The sequence below is a fragment of the Amycolatopsis sp. Poz14 genome (assembly GCF_006704225.1).
Taxonomy (GTDB): Bacteria; Actinomycetota; Actinomycetes; order Mycobacteriales; family Pseudonocardiaceae; genus Amycolatopsis; species Amycolatopsis nivea.
This window is the reverse complement of record NZ_JACLHD010000001.1, coordinates 2,910,283-2,926,412: the sequence shown is the minus strand read 5'-3', so window position 1 is coordinate 2,926,412 and position 16,130 is coordinate 2,910,283. Positions and strand designations below refer to the sequence as shown.

Below are 16,130 nucleotides of genomic sequence, written 5' to 3'. Positions count from 1 at the left end.
GGCTCAGCGGAACGCGGCGATATTGCGGGCCGCCCAGTCGGCGAAGGACCGCGGCGCGCGGCCGAGAATCCGTTCGACGTCCGGGCTCACGCGCAGTTCGGCCGGAGTCGGCGAGCTGAGGATGTCCAAGGTGTCGTCGGCGAGTTCGCCCGGCATGCTCTGCATCATGCCCGCCTTGGCCTCGGCGCGGGTCAGCTCCCGGAACCGCACCGGTTTGCCCAGCGCGGCGGCCAGCGCCTCCGTTTGCTGACGCGGCGTGATCACCGCCGGCCCGGTCAGCTCGTACACACCGCCGACGTGCCGGTGGTCGCGCAGGCAAGCCGCGGCGACCTCGCCGATGTCCGCCGGATCGATGATCGGCACCCCGGTGTCGCCGAACGGCGCGGCGACAATTCCTTGCGTGCGAACGGATTCCGCCCACCACAGCGCATTGGAGGCGAACCCGCCCGGCCGCAGGATCACCCAGTCCAGACCCGATTCGCGCACGGCGTCCTCGAGTTCGCGCATCGCGATCCGCGTTGTGCCGAACGGCCTGGTCGCCACGCCTAGGGTCGACAGCAGAACAACCCGGCGCACCCCAGCATCCGCGGCCTTCGGGACGAGATCGACGGGGTTCGCGCCGACCGCGTGCAGATCGCCGGACAGCAAGAGGAACAACGCTTTCGCCCCGGTCAGCGCGGGTTCGAGACTGGCCGCATCCGCCAGGTCTGCCACGACGTGCCGGACCCCTTCCGGCACCTCAGCGGCCCGCCGCGACACCGCCGTCACCTGCTCGCCCGCGTCGGCGAGCGCCCGCACCAACGGCCGGCCGATGTTTCCGGTCGCCCCGGTCACCACGATCATGAACAGCTCCCTTCGTAGGCCGCCGACGCTAGGCCGATCCGCTTACTCTTCGTAAGGACATACCTTTCGGTAAGCTCGATACGTGACAGGAAGCGCGCAGTTCACCCCGGCCGTCCCGACGCCGCGTTATGAGGTGTTTCACACCGACTGCCCCGCGCGTGCCGTGATCGACCACGTGACCAGCCGGTGGGGAATCTGGATCCTGATCTCGTTGCGGGACAAGGAACTCCGGTTCTTCGAACTGCGCGAAAGCATCCGCGGCATCAGCGAGAAGATGCTCGCCCAGTCCCTGCGCGCACTGGTCGAGGACGGCCTCGTCTGGCGGCGCGTCGAGCCGACCACCCCGCCTCAGGTCACCTACGGCCTGACCGAGTTCGGCCAGGACCTCGGCGAACCCCTGGACGACCTGTTCGACCGGGTCACCCGGCGGCTGGACGCCCGGTAACCGCCCTGGTCAGGCCCCGCATTACCCCAGAGGTAATTTACATACAGACTGCATGTATGTATCTTCGCCAGCATGAGCGCATACGAAGACCTGGGCACTGCCCGGCACGTCAACCTCCCCCAAGGCGAACTCCGGTACTTCGAGCGCGGACACGGCCGTCCGGTCGTTTTCGTGCACGGCGTACTCACCAACGCCCTGCTGTGGCGCAAGGTCGTCCCGGCCGTCGCGGACGCCGGATTCCGGTGCCTGGCCCCGGATCTCCCGCTGGGCGCGCACCCGGTGCCGATGCGCTCGGACGCCGACCTCAGCGCCGCCGGCCTCGCCACCCTCCTGGGAGACTTCCTCACGGCACTGGACCTGGAAGACGTCATCCTGGTCGCCAACGACACCGGCGGCGCCATCACGCAACTGCTGCTCGCGCGGTATCCGGAACGGGTCGGCCGGGTCGTGCTGACGCCGTCGGACAGCTTCGAGTACTTCTTCCCGCCGATCTTCCAGCCGCTGCCGGTGCTCGCCCGCGTGCCGGGTTCGATGGCGGTGCTCGGCCAGTTGCTGCGGATCAAGGCGCTGTACCGGCTGCCGCTGCTGTTCGGCTGGGTCACGAAACGCCCGCTGCCGCCGGACGTCGCCGAAGAGTATCTGGGCAAACTGCGGAAATCCCCTGGTCTGCGAAGGGATTTGCGCAAGTTCCTGCGCACCGTCGACTCGAAGCACACCCTCGCCGCGGCGGAGAAACTGCGCCAGTTCAAGCGTCCGGTACTGCTGGTCTGGCCGCCGGAGGAGAAGCTGTTCCCGATCAGCCTCGCGCACCGCCTGGCGGAGGTGCTGCCGGACGCGGAACTGGTCGAGGTCGCGGACTCGTACACCTTCGTCTCGGAGGATCAGCCGGACGCACTGGCCGGGCACATCACGCGCTTCGCCGCCGCCATGGCAGATTAGGTGCGTGCGACGTACCCAGCAAGAACGCTCCGACGCGACGCGAGCCGCACTGATCAAGGCCGCCCGAGACCTCTTCGGCGCACGCGGCTACCACGACGTGCCGGCCGAAGAAATCACGCGCACGGCAGGCGTCACGCGGGGCGCGCTGTACCACCACTTCGGCGACAAACAGGGCCTGTTCCGGGCCGTCGTCGAAGTGCTGGAACGCGAACTGACCGCCGAGGTCTCGGACGTCCTTGACGGTGCGCCGGATCCGCTTTCGGGTCTTTCAGCCGCACTGGGGGTGTTCCTGGACGCTTGCCTGCGCCCGGATGTCCGGCGAATCTCGCTGACCGACGCCCCGGCTGTGCTGGGCTGGGACGCCTGGCGCGATCTGGAGGCCGAGTACGGCTTGGGGCTGGTCGCGGAGCACCTGACGGCTGCGCGGGATGCCGGGTTGATTGTGGATACGCCGGTGGATGCTTTGGCGCAACTGGTCTTGGCGGCGGTGATGGAGGCGGCGAGGATGATCGCGCACGCCGACGACCCGGGGCGGGTGCGGGCGGATGTGCAGCAGGTGTTCGCTGGGTGGTTGAGCGGGTTGTTGGTTCCTAGGTGAGGAGCCGGGCGGTGTATCCGTGTGCTGCCAAGCTCTCGAACGCTCGCTCAACCTGATCCGGAAGGTCTTGAGGTATCGCGAATCCTCGCTGGGCATAGAGGCTTATCCGCTGCGTGTCGCCGACCAGCATGGTGATGACCCGGTCCACGTCGCCGATGCTCCGGACGTATTCGTCCAGCGGTAATGACTGGGAGGCGCAGAGAACGTCGATGTCAGGCCAGAGCTTCTTGCACGTCGCGTATGCCCGCCGCTGCTGGTAGGGGCGCGAGATCAGCGTGACAGACTTGATCTCTATCTCGTGTGCTGCCAGCAGCTCACGGCTTCGCGTGATGTTGTCTCCGGTGTTGCGGGCCGTGGGCTCGACGAGGATCGCGCCGTCGGGAACGCCCAGTTCCAACGCGCGCTCCCGGTAGTGCACGGCTTCGCCGCGAGGGAATCGCTCCACGGTTGTCGGCGCATTGGCTCCGGTGAAGACGATCCGAGGAAAGCTGCCCTGGTGGTACAGCTCCGCTGTGTAAGTAGCGACACCGAGGTCGTGGCTGCCCAGGCCGATCCCGACGTCCGTCGGCCGGAGTTCGTGGTGCAGGTCGTGGTAATCCCAGAGCGTTTGGACGTCGGTGCGGAGGTGCTCCGGCACGGTGGTCGAGCGCTCAGGCATGCGAGGACTCCGGAGTCAGTCGGGGATCTTGAAGGTATAGGACCAGGAGAACCTGCTCGCCGCGTGGACGCCGCGCGCGAACTCCACGACCCGGCCCTTGGCCGTGAATGTACGGCGTTCCAAGACCATCACCGGTTCTCCCGCGGGGAGTTCCAGCGTCTCGATCTCGACGGGCGTGGGCATGCGCGAGCAGACGGTCTCGCTGATCGTGTCGGGTTCGAGCCCCTGCAGGGTGAGGACCAGGAAGCCTCCGCCTCGCCCCGCCGGCCCCGGCGTCTCGTCGACGAGGCGAGTGCCTTCGACGTCTTCCGGACGGTAGTAGCTGGAGAGGATGTGCGTCGGATGGCCCGCATCTTTGACCAGGCGCGCACGCTCATAAACGGGCGAGCCGACCTCGATGCCCAAGGCTTCGGCGATCTCCGCATCAGCTTCGATCCGGGCGACGGTCTGCGTCTGATCGGCGGGCTTCCATTCGCGACCGGACGCCTCGCGGTCAGCGACGAACGCGACCGTTTCGCCGTACTTCCACTTGCTCTTGGCGTAGCGATCAGCACCGAGACGCTTCATCGGCGGACGCGCGCGAACGACAGTGCCGCGGCGCCGGACCGGCGTGACCAGCCCCTCAGCCTCGAGGACACTTACGGCTTTGCGCACTGTGTTGACGTTGACGCCGTGCTCCTGAGCCAGTTCCTCCTGCTTCGGCAGCGTCGAGTCCGGTGCGTATTCGCCTCGCTGGATCGCGTCGCGCAGGCTCGCGGCCAGGTCACGGTACCCAATGCCCACGTCATCCTCCTCCGTGCGGCGATAACGCTAGCGGTATCAGAACGCCTTGGCCCGTCAGACTAGATAGAAGTAGTTCTATTGACAACCTAGTCGACCGCGCGCCTAATAGAACTACTTCTACTCCAGAGCCTCGCCTCGCAGGCTCCAGCAACCAAACGTGCCAGCGGAAGGGCATGGACCATGGCGAACAAAGCTGAACCCGCGACCCTGCACGACGCGCACTCCGCTGCGACAGCCCGGCGTCCAGCATCCAACGCGACCCGTGCGACTTGGGCGGCCTTCCATCTCGCGAACGCGCGGATGTATCAAACCGTCGCAGACTACGACCGCTGGCATCACCACGAAGCCCTCTACTGGGCCAGTTACGAGGAGCGTCAGGCTGCCCGGTTTTCCCCGCCGCCCGAGGAAGACCGGAATTAGTCCACACGCGACTTCGCCGTCCGCGGACCGCTACAGCTCAGAGCCGGATCGACTTCTGGTTCATGAACTATCCAGGCGGTCAGTGGGCCTGGGGGCGTTCTTGGGCATACTGCCTCTGACCTGCTCTTTTGCGTCTGTTGGGTCCGGTCACGTCCGGGCCTGCCTGGACGTCTGACGGCCTGTAGACGGCCTGGCTCTCTGCCGCTCTTGCGCCCATCCGGCCAGGTGGCAGACCTCCCCCGTCGTCCTCGTCCCCGCTGCCGTTAGCGCCGGAGGGCCGGTGTCAAGGGTGGGCGCTTGCGTCCATCGCGCAGCGACGCCGCAGGCGCCCTTGATGGCGGTCGGCCGGTGTTAAACGATCGCCGACGAGGGAGCGGTCACCTGATCGTGCCCTTGTTCGGCGTAACACTGATCGACTCGCCGACGTCTCTGGGCGTATGGGGACGAGTGGATCAACCAGCTTGCGGCGGCGCGCGTACGCAGCCGGCCCTTCGGCGGGCCGCCCTGCGACCGGCGGCCGGAGCGGTGCGGCAGGCCGTCCGTGTCGCATGAGGGCGGGCCCGCCGCACGGGTGGTGACGTGCGCGCCGCCGCCGGCGGCGCGCCTAGATCCCATAGAGCTAGATTCGGCATGGCGGCATCGGTAATCGACGAACACAGACAGCGGAATGGAGATGCGCCGGTGAGCATAGGCTTAAAGGACTCGATGCCTTGGTCAGGGGTAGACGGACCGTCGCTGGCAAGGGCTGCTGCCGCCCTTCAGCTGATCCCAATAAACATCGCCTGCGTACTTCGTCTTCAGCGACTAGCCGCGATTGGCGCCTCTCTACCGATCCGAGAAACCGCGCCCCGATTGTCGCCAACTAGACTCAAGAGTATCATAAAAGATCCGCTCATTAGCGCCTCCAATGTCATCTCACAAGAGGATCCTTACGACGACATATATTCCGTCGAGATACCGTTCTTTGGCGGACCAAAGATGGTATTACAAGGTCTCAGCACGCGCTCAGCGCACTCGTTGTCATTGTTCCTATGCGCACTACGGGATCATGAAGAAGAATTTCCAGAAGACTACTTCATGGATTCCATCGTTGCCGCCACCGCCGTGTTGACCATAAGTGACGCTATCTGCTCGAAAGCGGGCATCAAGCGCGGCACGCCTCCACCCGAATTATCTGCGCGCACCCCAGTTCATGTCCCCAGCGCAGCAGGTCTTGAACCACTTCTTCACGCAGTATCATTCAGAAATGAAGAACTATCTAGCACACTAGAAAACAACGATCTCATCGCTTCGCTCCAGAGGTTTTCCGTACGCGCCGGATTCCATGATCTAAATCTAGGCATCGACACAGATAACACGTTTGTGATCACGCCAATTGTGGAAACAGACGATGAATTGATCATCGCAAACCCTGGAGAACTTGCCGCATCTCTGCGCCATCACCTAATCAAGTCAGCAATAGAGCACGGTTGCCTTGAGGTTCTCCGAGACGCTTTTCACTCTGAGGTTGTGGCCCAAGTTGACAGTTTATTCAAACTCATGGGAACAACGCGAATTGCGACAGATGAGCAGGAAGAAGGATTTATTCGTCGCAGATATAAACTCCTTGAGGATAAGTATGTAGACGTCGCAATCGTTATCGACGACCTAGGCGAATACGATGTCACAGACCCGTTCGGCAGATGGCGCACTGACGATTTAAGTGCCAGAGTTCAGGACAGTATAGACCCCGCAAGGAATCCTACCGAAGATGACCACAAGACACTTCGGATAGTTATTCTCGAAGGCATCGGCCGGCATGTCTTCTTTGGTCATGAGAAACCTAGGCTTCCAGGCCCATTTACGACCCTATCACTAGATGAGCTGCAAGTTATGGCAGAACTTGACGGCTCAGATCCGCTTTTCCTGTGGAAGTTTGCTCAGGCAGATTCCGATCTTCATGACAGCACTACAGTTCAAACATTCAGCACACTTGATAACTATGCGATATACCGCGATGCAAACCACAGTTACTACGTTGGCGATGATCGACCCCCCACCTTCTTCTCAATCGTAAACGGAAGCGGCACTTCTCTCCGAGTCGAAGCTCAAAAGCGCATCGACTCACATGAAGTTCTTGGCCCCGACGGCCAGCGGTACTTTGAGGTCATTTCACTATGGGGAACCGATGTAGCTCCTATCTACTTCATGCATCCGCGGCACAGGCGGCGAGGCCTTTTTCTAGAGTTGGAGAATTCGGAAGTCTGGATCGCAGGAAACAACCACTACAGCGGGGTCGTCGAAGATTTCTTTGAAAGCCTCATAACCGCCCTATCGTTTTGGCTATGGCAGATGTTCGACTCCAAATCGGTAGCGTTCATTGACTCGGTTGGCAAAAATCGGCAGATTTTCATAATGATCGAGATAGACGATCCAGAAAAGATGGGGCAAGTCCTTGCAGGCGAGATCGATGGAACTAGCGAGGATAGATCCTGGATTCGAGTTGTCGATGCTCAAGAAGGAAAAGTAAAGCTCGAAATACTATCGGATCTGTTCCGCGTCGATAGCTCCAACACCAACAGTGAGAAGCTCCTCGTTAAAGCCTTACTAGACGGGCTCAAGTTACACGTTATAGATGGTGATCCAACTGACTTTGTCAATAGACTGTGTTCGCCGCCCCAGAAGAAGATGATGCGGACTGTCGCCCTTAACGATGTCAGGCGGTACCCCTCAGAGTCTTTCCCTCCGCGGCTTGTCCAAGAATACGATACCTCGGTCGCCATGGATGAACTAGCGCACTGGCTATCCGAGCAGCAATATGACATTGGCCCTATTGCCTCTGAGAAACGCGTGGAAACCCTTGGCAAGGTCGTTGAATTCTATTTTGGCAAAGTTGTCGCATTGACCGCAGAGCTACCAGGGCGAGAAGCACTGCAGAAGCTCCTCTCATTCCACGAGAGCCTGATCAACCAGTCCGCCGTGGTTGCGGCCGATCTTCCCTATCAGATCGCGTGCTTCGGTGAATCAAGCATCAAATCCGAAGAGCTGGCTAAAAGGCGAAACAAGCTTACAGAATCGAAAATTGCCATACGATTCCTCATCGAGTACGTTGCCGCAACCCAGCCAAAGGGAAATCTCGATCTGACACTATCCAGCTTTGACCAATTGATGGCCATCTCCGCCGAGCTGATCGCACGAGCATCACTATCAGACGCCATTTACCATGGTTTCGCCGAAAACGACCTTTCTATCTTACCCTCAGGCCGGTTAGGCGTGTCACGCGGAGACAGATTCGAGGCAGGAACGACCGCGCTAAGCAAGGCTATGGCCGAAGCCGCGAGAAGGATAGCCATCTCACCGCCCGGCACCGTGGGCACTCGTACAGCTTCTACGGACTCCTTGGATGCGATCGACACAGCCATGCGTGCCGAGTTCGGATTCACACATTCGGATATCTCTGATGTTTTCGATGAACTCATCAACATCAGCATTGATGCAGGAGTTGACACCGCCACATCCCTCCCCATGCAGGAAGTGATCGAACTAATAAATGAAAGGCTCGATTGGAATCGAAGCAAGTCCATTCATTTCTTCGCCCAGCTTGGCCTGAAGGCGCGCAAGAAATTTCTATCGGTTGGGTCAGATGCATGGCCTTGGCGCTACAATCGGGAATGGTCGTACCTCAGGAGACCATTTATTCTCTTCAGCCGAGACGATGGTAGCCACGACCTCTACTGGGGCGCCCGACACCTGATCGACTCGGCGGAATACTGGACTGGTTTGATCCGGACCGGGCGCGTGCGCGCGAAAAGCAAAGAGATGAAGATCTTGATGGGATCGATTCGCCAAGGTCAAAATCAGCAGTTTGAGACCGAGGTATCGGTGGCATTCGAGAATTCTGGTTGCGCACCCGTACGCAGAGGCGTCACCAAGGTCGGCTCTAAGCGCATAACGTCAAAATCGGGTGAGGACCTGGGCGACATCGATGTCCTAGCATTCGACAAGAAGAAGCGAATTATTTTCGCGGTTGAAGCAAAGGATTTCGAGATTGCCCGCAATGCGACAGAGCTAGCAAATGAAGCCGACGATCTCGTTCGTGGTGAGAAAAGTGCCCTCAAGAAGCATCAGCGCCGGTCAGCCTGGCTGCAGGAGCATGTATCCCTAGTTCTCTCAACCTTTGGCCTCGCAGGAAAAGGCTGGAAGATCGTGTCTCTGATAGTTACGAGCCGCGACCTAATAACACCGCGCGTGCTGGAAACTCCAGTTCCGATCGTCAATTTTGACTCATTGGAGGCCTGGATTCGCAACTTCAAGCCCGAGCGGAAGAAGGTCAAACGATAGCCAACACCTCATGTGAAGTAGACGTCGTCCGCACTTAATCCGTGGTCGATCCTCTTTCGAATGGATGGATGTACGGATAGAGTGTCCACTTTGTTGTGTTCTATCCAGAGAACTTCATTACTTTCGACGCTCGTCCGGAGTGCACCACCTATAGCCCGAGCGCGGAAGCAGATAGAGAACTCTTGTCGAACCTCGCCGTCGTCGTAAGCTATGACGTGACTAGGATCGGAATATAGGCCGATCACACCCGTAATCTCGCAGTCGACGCCAGTCTCCTCGCAAACCTCGCGGCCGGCAGCTTGAGCCAAGGTTTCGCCGAGTTCTAACTGGCCGCCAGGGATCGAGTACAGGTCGTTGTTCGTGCGCCTGATCATCAAGATCCGGCCATCGTCGTCTTGGATGAACGCTGAGACGGCCACCGCAATGCTATTTGCCTTGGGCGCGTTCGGGTCGTTGTAGTAGTCGACTCGGGTCATGCTGCCTCCTAGAAGGTGGCTGGTTTGGCAAGGTTCCAGACTGACTCGAAGCTCTCCGAGTACGTCTCGAAGAGGTCCCCGACGGAGAGCCGCCGCGGTGGAGGGATGGGGCATGGGCCCCTGGAACCCGTACACGTGCGTATTGATGATCATCTCGTCGTCGAACCGGAAGATCGAGTTGTACAGCGTCGTGTTGTGGAACCGCATCTCGATGCCTTCCACCCCGATCAGTGGCCGGTAGAACGCAAGGGCGTTGCGGATACGCGCCGGAAGCGTCCCGTCGCCAAGCTGCTCCTCCTCGCCGCGTAGCGCGACGCTGTCACCCTCCGGGTCACCGAAGGCCAGGCGGATCTTCGCGCCGGCCGCAGCCTTGGCCGTCAGGTCCTTGATGAAGCGCGGGCGCTCGACCAGGAACAGCGCGGCGTGCACCAGGACCTCAACTGTCTCCGACGCCTCCTTGATTAGCCGATCCCACAGCTCGACCGGGATGGCGTTACGGTGCGGGAAGACCCGCACGACTTCGGCGGCCGCCGTCTTCCTGACCAAGATACAACACGACGTGCTGGCCGGTGAGTACATCTCGGCCGAGTCCGGCGAAGAGAAGTTCCGCGACTACACGGCCCAGTGGAGCAAGGGCCAGTCCGCCGACGCCGGAACCCGGCAGACCGTGAGCAACCACCTCAAGACCGGGATCTTCCCGTTCCTCGGAGACAAGCCGCTCAAGGTGGCCGCGAAGACCGACACCATTCGCGACTGGCTCGACTGGCTGGAACGGCCGAAGAGCGAAGGCGGACGCGGCCTGATGGCGTCCACCCGCCCGATGCTCTTCGACACCGTGTCCGCCATCCTCCAGACGGCCTACGACGACAAGAAGATCCGCGCCAACCCGTGCCGGGCGAAGAGCGTCAAGCTGCCCAAGCCCGTTCAGCGGAAGGTCATCCCGTGGACGGACAGCCGGGTCCGCGCGGTGCGGCTCGCCCTGCCCGCCTAGCACACCGTCACGGTGCCGCTCGGGGCCGGCCTCGGGGTGCGGCAGATGGAGATCTTCGGGTTCAGCCCAGACGACGTTGACCGGGACGAGATGATCGTCAACGTTCAACGTCAGATTCGGTGGATCGGCACTCAGCCGGCCGCTCGGGCAAGGCGTGCTCGATGACCTCGACGACTACATGGCCACCTTCGAGCCCGTCACACTGACGCTCCCCTGGCTTGAACCGGGTGGCCGGCCGGAGACCGTGCGCGTGTTGATCGGTCGTGTTATCAAGCGCAGCGCCTACGCGGGGCAGCCGATCGGGAACGTGATCAAGGGGTCGAACTTCGCGTACCACGCCTGGCGTCCGGCCTTCGCGCGTGCACGGCTTGACTACGTCGAACGCCGGGACGGGATACACGCCATGAGGCACTTCTTCGCCTCCACGATGCTCGCCAACGGCGTGTCGATCAAGGAAGTAGCCGAGTACCTCGGCCACTACGACCCCGGATACACGCTCCGGATCTACACCCACCTCGTACCGTCGAGCCACAAGCGGGCCCGGGCGGCAACCAACCGAGTGTTAAAGCCCCGCCGACCGCAGCAAACGGTCCAGGATCCCGAGACGGCCTGGCGGGCCCAAACGCAACAAAACAGCAGCTCAAAGCCGGATCGACTTCTGGTTCATGAACTCTTCAATCCCCGACGGCCCCAACTCCCGCCCCATCCCCGAGCGCTTGATCCCGCCGAACGGCAAATCCGCTTGCGACCCGCCGGATTTGTTGAAATACACCATCCCCGCCTCCAGCCGATCCGCGGCCCGGCGCAATCGAGCCGGATCCGTCCCGAACACCGCCGCTCCCAAACCGAATGGCGAGTCATTGGCGATCTCGATGGCATGATCATCCGATTCAGCACGGAACAGGATCGCCACCGGGCCGAAGATCTCCTCCCGGTATGCGTCCATCTCCGGCGTGACATCAGTCAGGACAGTCGCCTCCAGATACGCGCCCTCGCCACGACGACCGCCGGTCCGCAAGGTCGCGCCCTGTTCCACCGCGCGGGCCACCTGGGCGGCGACCTCGTCCGCTGCGGCGACGGAAGCCAGCGGAGGCAGCTTCGCGGACGGGTCGGCGGGATCCCCGGGGACGTAATAGTCCGCGACCCGCTTAGTGAACCGGTCCACGAATTCGTCATAAAGGTCAGACTGGACAATAATCCGCTTCGGAGCATTACAGGACTGCCCGCAGTTACGCATCCGCGCGGTCGCGACAGCGCGCACTGTTTCGTCCAGATCCGCGGTGTCGAGCACCAGCAACGGGTCCGCGCCGCCTAATTCCAGCACGCATCGCTTCAGGTTCCGGCCCGCTTCGGCCGCCACCGAGATACCGGCTTGTTCGCTGCCCGTCAGGGAAACGCCTTGAATCCGTGGGTCAGCAAGAATCATCGGGACCTGGCGGCTGGACGCGAAGGTGTTCACGTACACATCGTCCGGTACGCCTGCTTCCTGCAGGATTTTCTCGATCGCCAGCGCCGAACGCGGGCAAATCGACGCGTGCTTGAGCAGGATCGTATTGCCCAGAACCAGATTCGGCGCGACAAACCGGGCGACCTGGTAGCACGGGAAATTCCACGGCATCACGCCCAGCAGCGCACCGATCGGCTCCTTGCGGATCACCGCGGAACCGCCGCGGATCGGGAGCGGCTGGTCGGCGATCAGGTCCGGGCCTCGTTCCGCGTAGTAGCGGAAGATGTCCACGACGATCCCGACCTCGCCGCGCCCCTCGTTGATCCGCTTGCCCATCTCCAAGGTCATGATCGCGGCCAGTTCGTCGGCGCGCTGCTCGAACAGGTCCGCGGTGCGGGCGACGATCGCTGCTCGTTCCTCGACCGGACGCGCCCGCCAGCTGCGATATCCGCGGTCGACGCGCTCGATCGCCGCGCGAACCTCCGCATCGGTCGCGTTCTCGATTTCCTCGATCAGCTGGCCCGTGGCCGGGTCGGTCACCGTGTACATCGCGGTCTCCCTGCGGTCGGCATCCTCGCCGACATTCTATTGCATACAGTATCCCGTGTATAGATGACACAGAGTAGCCGATCCTTGACCGAGCGCTGGCGCACGAGTATGGTCTAGACCACAAATCTCCCCACCCCTCCGCCCGCGCACCACCCCACCGCGGGCTCGTCGGTCGTGCCGTGGCTCGTCCGGCCGCCCTCCGGCGCGGGAGCGGGCCCGGCTTCGAAGGAGCCACCATGCCCCGCAAACGCAAGCTGCTCGCCGCGCTCGGCGGCGCGGTCCTCGCCCCGGTGCTGATGCTGATCGGCCCCGGCATCGCCAGCGCGCACGGCTACGTCAACTCCCCGCCGAGCAGACAGGCCCAGTGCGCGGACGGAACGGTGTCCTGCGGCGACATCAAATGGGAACCGCAGAGCGTCGAGGGCCCGAAGGGGCTGCACAGCTGCAGCGGCGGCAACGAGCGGTTCGCCGACCTCGACGACGACAGCAAGGGCTGGAAGGTCACCCCGGTCGGCAGCCAGGTGACCTTCAACTGGGTGTTCACCGCGCGGCACGCCACCCTCGACTACGAGTACTTCATCGGCGACACGATGGTCGCGAGCTTCGACGGCGGCGGCCACGCACCGGGGGAAACCGTGTCGCACCAGGTCGACCTGAGCGGCTACACCGGCCAGCAGAAGGTGCTCGCGGTGTGGAACATCGCGGACACCGGCAACGCGTTCTACGCCTGCATCGACCTGAACGTTTCCTGACCGCGCGGAATGCCGGGCAGCCAGGCGGAATCCCCGCTCCGGCTGCCCGGCGCTTCATCCGGCGAACGCCTCGGCGACGGCGAGGCTGTCTTCGTAAACGTGGTACCGCGTGATCTGCCCGCCGCTGACGGCTACGCGCACCGCCAAGCCGGTTGTGAAGCGTTTGCCGGTCAACCTGACCGTTTGGGTGCTCGTCCCGAAGAACACCGCGCCCGTGCCGTCGACCAGGATCCGGCCGAACCGGACGTCGCTTTCCTCTGGCACACAAGCACTTCCGAGCGTCCGGAAGTGGTCCGCGATGTCCGCGCGCGAGGAACGGGCACGGATCCACGGCACCACGGGATGCGCCGGTTCCGGCCAGCTCAACCGCCAGTCGACCGGTTCCGCGAAAAGCTCCGCGATCCGGTCCGGGTCGCCCTGCTCGATCCGGCGCAGGAATTCCTCCACGACCGCCCGGGCGTCCGGGAACGAGGGACGCGGCGGTTCGGCGAACTGGCAGTCGCGCCGGATACGGCCGTCTTCGCCGAGTTCGAGCACGACGAAGCCGGTCCAGGCGGCCTCCCCGCCCGCCGCCGGGACCATATAGGTGCTGAACCGGACCATGCCGTGATGGCCGACTGCGTCTCGGGCGGACCGGAACACGAATCCCGCCCCGCCAACGAATTCCTCGAAAGCCTCGCTGACCCGGCGCTCAAGCTCCCGATGGCCCCGATACTCCGCGGACTCGGTGAACTGCACCCCGTCCTCGGCCCACAACGAGGCGATCGCCGCGCGCCGGGCGGCCGGGTCGGGCTCGTTCCACACTGCGACATAACGCCTGGCGAACTCGCCTGCGTCCATCTCCTGATCCATGCCCGGACGCTAACCGCGCCCCACTGACATCTTGTGTCAGCGGAACGAAGCTTCCGCGCTCCGCTTGCCGACCAGGAACCACAGCATCGGCCCGAGGAACGGCGCGCAGAACGCGAAGACCACCCACACGAACTTCATCCCGGCGCCGAGCGGACTGCCGAGCACGCTCACCAGCGCGCCGATGAACAGCAAGACCGGGAACGCCACCAGCACCGCGATCCCGGCGATGGCGGCGAACTGCAGGCCGGTATGGACGGTGTCGGCCAGGACGGCGGTCATCAGGCGATTCCTCTCTCACGACGGGCGGAAACCCATTGTGCGAGCGGAACCGCTCGGCCCGGATCGGCTTGACGGCTCGATCCGGGTACCGCTTAAGTCGTACTCGCGTCCACTATGGACGTCAGGCTCCGAACAGCTCGAGCAAGGCCGCCGGTGCGTCCGGGCGGAAACAGCTGTCGAGGCTTTGCGCCGACTCCGCCGCCGATTTCGCGCTGCGCGGGAACAACGCGGCCTCGTACTCGGCGAGCGCGCGTTCGACGTCGTCCGGGTGCCGGGCGAGGGCGAGTCCCAGCTCAGCGCCGTCCAGCATGGCGAGGTTCGCGCCCTCTCCGGCGAACGGCGACATCACGTGTGCGGCGTCGCCGAGCAGCGTGACGCCGGGCACGCGCGACCACGAATGCTCGACCGGGAGCGCGTGGATCAGCCGGGGGGTCAGCTCGCCGTCCGCCTCCTCGACCAGGGCGCGGAGCCGGTCGGACCAGCCGTCGAAGTGGCTCAGCACGGCGGCCTTGGCGGCGGCGTGATCGGTGAAGTCGATGGACGCGGTCCAGGTTTCCGGGACGCGCACGGCGGCGTAGACGTGCAGGCTGCCGTCCGGTTCGCGGTGGGCGAGGAAGCCTTTGTCCTCGCCGAGCGCGAAACTCATGCCGCCGCCGAGGAGCGCTGCCGCGTCCGGGTGCCGGGAGTCGGCGTCGAGGAGGTCGATCTCGACGAAGGAGATCCCGGTGTACTCCGGTTTTTCCGGTGAGACCAGCGGGCGGATCCGCGACCAGGCGCCGTCGGCTCCGACGAGGACGTCCGTGGTGAGAGACGTGCCGTCGGCGAAAGTGAGGCGATGCCGCCCGCCGGACAACGGTTCCGCGGCGGTGACCTTCATGCCCCAGCGGACGGTGCCCTCGGGCAGCGAGTTGAGGAGGAGGTCGCGCAGGACCCCGCGGTCGATCTCCGGCCGCTCGCCGCTGCCGTCGTCCTCTTCGGCGAAGAGTAGTGCGGCGGTGCGGTCGTAGACGCGGGCTTCCTGCCCGCCGGAGTGGATCAGGGTGCGGAATTCGTCGTGCAGACCAGCGGCGCGGAGAGCGACCTGGCCGGAGTCTTCGTGGATGTCGAGCATGCCGCCCTGCGCGCGGGCGGACGGGGAGGCGTCGAGGTCGAGGACGGTGGCTTCGATGCCGTGGACGTGCAGGACGCGGGCGAGGCTGAGACCGCCGAGGCCGGCGCCGACGATGGTGATGGTCATGGGTTGCTCCTTTTCTCTGTGGTTGGCTCTCAGCTTAACGAACATGTTCGTTACGAACAAGTTCGCTACCGGGTGACGCCGGTCAACCCCCGGCCCCGATGGGTGGCTGTGGACGATTCGCGCGTCCGGGCTCGCGGCGAATGGACAACGATTCGCCAGACAGCGCAACCTGATCGAGATCCGCCTGGTTTACCAAGCGGTCACTCGATTGGTGGCGATCCAGATCACCTGAGGGGGCCGGAACATTCGGGCGGTTGGAGCGTTGTACAGGGTGTCGGTACGGAGGTGCCCCCGGGCCTCACCTTCTGCCTTCCAGGAATACCGGTCCGGCCGGAGCCTGGTCGTGCCACTCGCCGCGAGGCGGCCCCCGTACCGGCGCAGAACCACCCGCTCCGCGTGACTGCTCCCCCCAGACGCGGAACGGGATCCGGTGCTCCTGCTCCCGCCGGCCGGTAACCCCCAGCCGGTCCGGACGGAGAGCGGGAGCACACCCCCGGCCGCGGGAATGTTCTTGGCCCGCAAGGGGTTGTATGGGGTGTGG

The 16,130-nt window shown here is 63.4% G+C and carries 15 protein-coding genes and 2 pseudogenes; 8 read left to right on the top strand and 9 right to left on the bottom strand.

What is annotated here, in order from left to right; genetic code table 11:
• Positions 1-3 precede the first annotated feature (3 nt).
• Complete coding sequence (locus FKO37_RS14275; RefSeq protein ID WP_134728936.1) at positions 4-843, bottom strand: NAD(P)H-binding protein; 840 nt, start codon at positions 841-843, stop codon at positions 4-6.
• Positions 844-925: 82 nt separating this feature from the next.
• Here FKO37_RS14275 and FKO37_RS46910 point away from each other — a divergent pair, with 82 nt between their 5' ends.
• The 3 genes from FKO37_RS46910 to FKO37_RS14260 all read left to right on the top strand — a co-directional run bounded on the left by FKO37_RS46910 (position 926) and on the right by FKO37_RS14260 (position 2,825).
• Positions 926-1,288: a helix-turn-helix domain-containing protein gene (locus FKO37_RS46910; protein WP_134728937.1), complete on the top strand. Its 363-nt coding sequence runs from the start codon at positions 926-928 to the stop codon at positions 1,286-1,288.
• Between the two features lie 72 nt (positions 1,289-1,360).
• Positions 1,361-2,227 (top strand): alpha/beta fold hydrolase, encoded by an 867-nt coding sequence (locus tag FKO37_RS14265; protein WP_238604622.1) that lies wholly within the window; start codon positions 1,361-1,363, stop codon positions 2,225-2,227.
• 4 nt (positions 2,228-2,231) lie between these two features.
• A complete protein-coding gene (locus FKO37_RS14260; RefSeq protein ID WP_238604621.1) occupies positions 2,232-2,825 on the top strand; it encodes a TetR/AcrR family transcriptional regulator in 594 nt (197 codons plus the stop codon).
• On the opposite strand, the gene FKO37_RS14255 is transcribed toward FKO37_RS14260, so the two are convergent.
• Positions 2,818-3,483 carry a YdcF family protein gene (locus tag FKO37_RS14255; protein WP_037810518.1) on the bottom strand — a complete coding sequence of 222 codons (666 nt, stop codon included), beginning with the start codon at positions 3,481-3,483 and terminating at the stop codon, positions 2,818-2,820. The genes FKO37_RS14260 and FKO37_RS14255 overlap by 8 nt on opposite strands.
• Before the next feature lie 15 nt (positions 3,484-3,498).
• On the bottom strand, positions 3,499-4,266 hold the full coding sequence (locus FKO37_RS14250) for a GntR family transcriptional regulator (protein ID WP_037810519.1): 768 nt from the start codon (positions 4,264-4,266) through the stop codon (positions 3,499-3,501).
• Between the two features lie 180 nt (positions 4,267-4,446).
• Between FKO37_RS14250 and FKO37_RS14245 the strand changes: the two genes are divergently transcribed.
• Both FKO37_RS14245 and FKO37_RS14240 read left to right on the top strand, forming a co-directional pair.
• The gene (locus tag FKO37_RS14245; RefSeq protein ID WP_238604620.1) at positions 4,447-4,686 is read left to right on the top strand and encodes an AMED_5909 family protein; all 240 of its coding nucleotides are present in this window, start codon (positions 4,447-4,449) and stop codon (positions 4,684-4,686) included.
• 681 nt (positions 4,687-5,367) lie between these two features.
• Complete coding sequence (locus tag FKO37_RS14240) at positions 5,368-9,006, top strand: hypothetical protein (RefSeq protein WP_238604619.1); 3,639 nt, start codon at positions 5,368-5,370, stop codon at positions 9,004-9,006.
• Positions 9,007-9,014: 8 nt separating this feature from the next.
• Here the strand turns inward: FKO37_RS14240 and FKO37_RS14235 are convergent, their stop codons facing one another.
• Positions 9,015-9,482, bottom strand: a complete 468-nt coding sequence (locus FKO37_RS14235) for an NUDIX hydrolase (RefSeq protein WP_238608266.1) — start codon at positions 9,480-9,482, stop codon at positions 9,015-9,017.
• Positions 9,483-9,490: 8 nt separating this feature from the next.
• A pseudogene (locus tag FKO37_RS47555) lies at positions 9,491-10,019 on the bottom strand (XRE family transcriptional regulator); the annotation flags it as partial.
• A 22-nt stretch (positions 10,020-10,041) separates the two neighbouring features.
• Here FKO37_RS47555 and FKO37_RS14230 point away from each other — a divergent pair.
• Both FKO37_RS14230 and FKO37_RS14225 read left to right on the top strand, forming a co-directional pair.
• Complete coding sequence (locus FKO37_RS14230; protein WP_238604618.1) at positions 10,042-10,473, top strand: hypothetical protein; 432 nt, start codon at positions 10,042-10,044, stop codon at positions 10,471-10,473.
• A gap of 178 nt (positions 10,474-10,651) precedes the next feature.
• Positions 10,652-10,930 (top strand): annotated as a pseudogene (locus FKO37_RS14225) (integrase); the annotation flags it as partial.
• Positions 10,931-11,113: 183 nt separating this feature from the next.
• On the opposite strand, the gene FKO37_RS14220 reads toward FKO37_RS14225, so the two are convergent.
• Positions 11,114-12,469, bottom strand: coding sequence for an NAD-dependent succinate-semialdehyde dehydrogenase (locus tag FKO37_RS14220; protein ID WP_238604617.1), 1,356 nt, complete (start codon positions 12,467-12,469; stop codon positions 11,114-11,116).
• 236 nt (positions 12,470-12,705) lie between these two features.
• Between FKO37_RS14220 and FKO37_RS14215 the strand changes: the two genes are divergently transcribed.
• The gene (locus FKO37_RS14215) at positions 12,706-13,221 is read left to right on the top strand and encodes a lytic polysaccharide monooxygenase auxiliary activity family 9 protein (RefSeq protein WP_037810530.1); all 516 of its coding nucleotides are present in this window, start codon (positions 12,706-12,708) and stop codon (positions 13,219-13,221) included.
• A gap of 54 nt (positions 13,222-13,275) precedes the next feature.
• Here FKO37_RS14215 and FKO37_RS14210 read toward each other — a convergent pair whose 3' ends face one another.
• From FKO37_RS14210 to FKO37_RS14200, 3 genes are all read right to left on the bottom strand, one after another.
• Positions 13,276-14,073 (bottom strand): nuclear transport factor 2 family protein, encoded by a 798-nt coding sequence (locus tag FKO37_RS14210; RefSeq protein ID WP_238604616.1) that lies wholly within the window; start codon positions 14,071-14,073, stop codon positions 13,276-13,278.
• 36 nt (positions 14,074-14,109) lie between these two features.
• On the bottom strand, positions 14,110-14,352 hold the full coding sequence (locus tag FKO37_RS14205; protein ID WP_037810531.1) for a PLDc N-terminal domain-containing protein: 243 nt from the start codon (positions 14,350-14,352) through the stop codon (positions 14,110-14,112).
• A gap of 121 nt (positions 14,353-14,473) precedes the next feature.
• Positions 14,474-15,589: an NAD(P)/FAD-dependent oxidoreductase gene (locus tag FKO37_RS14200; RefSeq protein ID WP_238604615.1), complete on the bottom strand. Its 1,116-nt coding sequence runs from the start codon at positions 15,587-15,589 to the stop codon at positions 14,474-14,476.
• Positions 15,590-16,130 lie beyond the last annotated feature (541 nt).

What these genes read in the sequence shown, in the direction of transcription:
- FKO37_RS14275 (WP_134728936.1), bottom strand. Translation starts at nt 843, where the DNA reads ATGATCGTGGTGACCGGGGCGACCGGAAACATCGGCCGGCCGTTGGTG.
- FKO37_RS14265 (WP_238604622.1), top strand. Translation starts at nt 1,361, where the DNA reads ATGAGCGCATACGAAGACCTGGGCACTGCCCGGCACGTCAACCTCCCC.
- FKO37_RS14255 (WP_037810518.1), bottom strand. Translation starts at nt 3,483, where the DNA reads ATGCCTGAGCGCTCGACCACCGTGCCGGAGCACCTCCGCACCGACGTC.
- FKO37_RS14245 (WP_238604620.1), top strand. Translation starts at nt 4,447, where the DNA reads ATGGCGAACAAAGCTGAACCCGCGACCCTGCACGACGCGCACTCCGCT.
- FKO37_RS14235 (WP_238608266.1), bottom strand. Translation starts at nt 9,482, where the DNA reads ATGACCCGAGTCGACTACTACAACGACCCGAACGCGCCCAAGGCAAAT.
- FKO37_RS14220 (WP_238604617.1), bottom strand. Translation starts at nt 12,469, where the DNA reads ATGTACACGGTGACCGACCCGGCCACGGGCCAGCTGATCGAGGAAATC.
- FKO37_RS14215 (WP_037810530.1), top strand. Translation starts at nt 12,706, where the DNA reads ATGCCCCGCAAACGCAAGCTGCTCGCCGCGCTCGGCGGCGCGGTCCTC.
- FKO37_RS14210 (WP_238604616.1), bottom strand. Translation starts at nt 14,073, where the DNA reads ATGGATCAGGAGATGGACGCAGGCGAGTTCGCCAGGCGTTATGTCGCA.
- FKO37_RS14205 (WP_037810531.1), bottom strand. Translation starts at nt 14,352, where the DNA reads ATGACCGCCGTCCTGGCCGACACCGTCCATACCGGCCTGCAGTTCGCC.
- FKO37_RS14200 (WP_238604615.1), bottom strand. Translation starts at nt 15,589, where the DNA reads ATGACCATCACCATCGTCGGCGCCGGCCTCGGCGGTCTCAGCCTCGCC.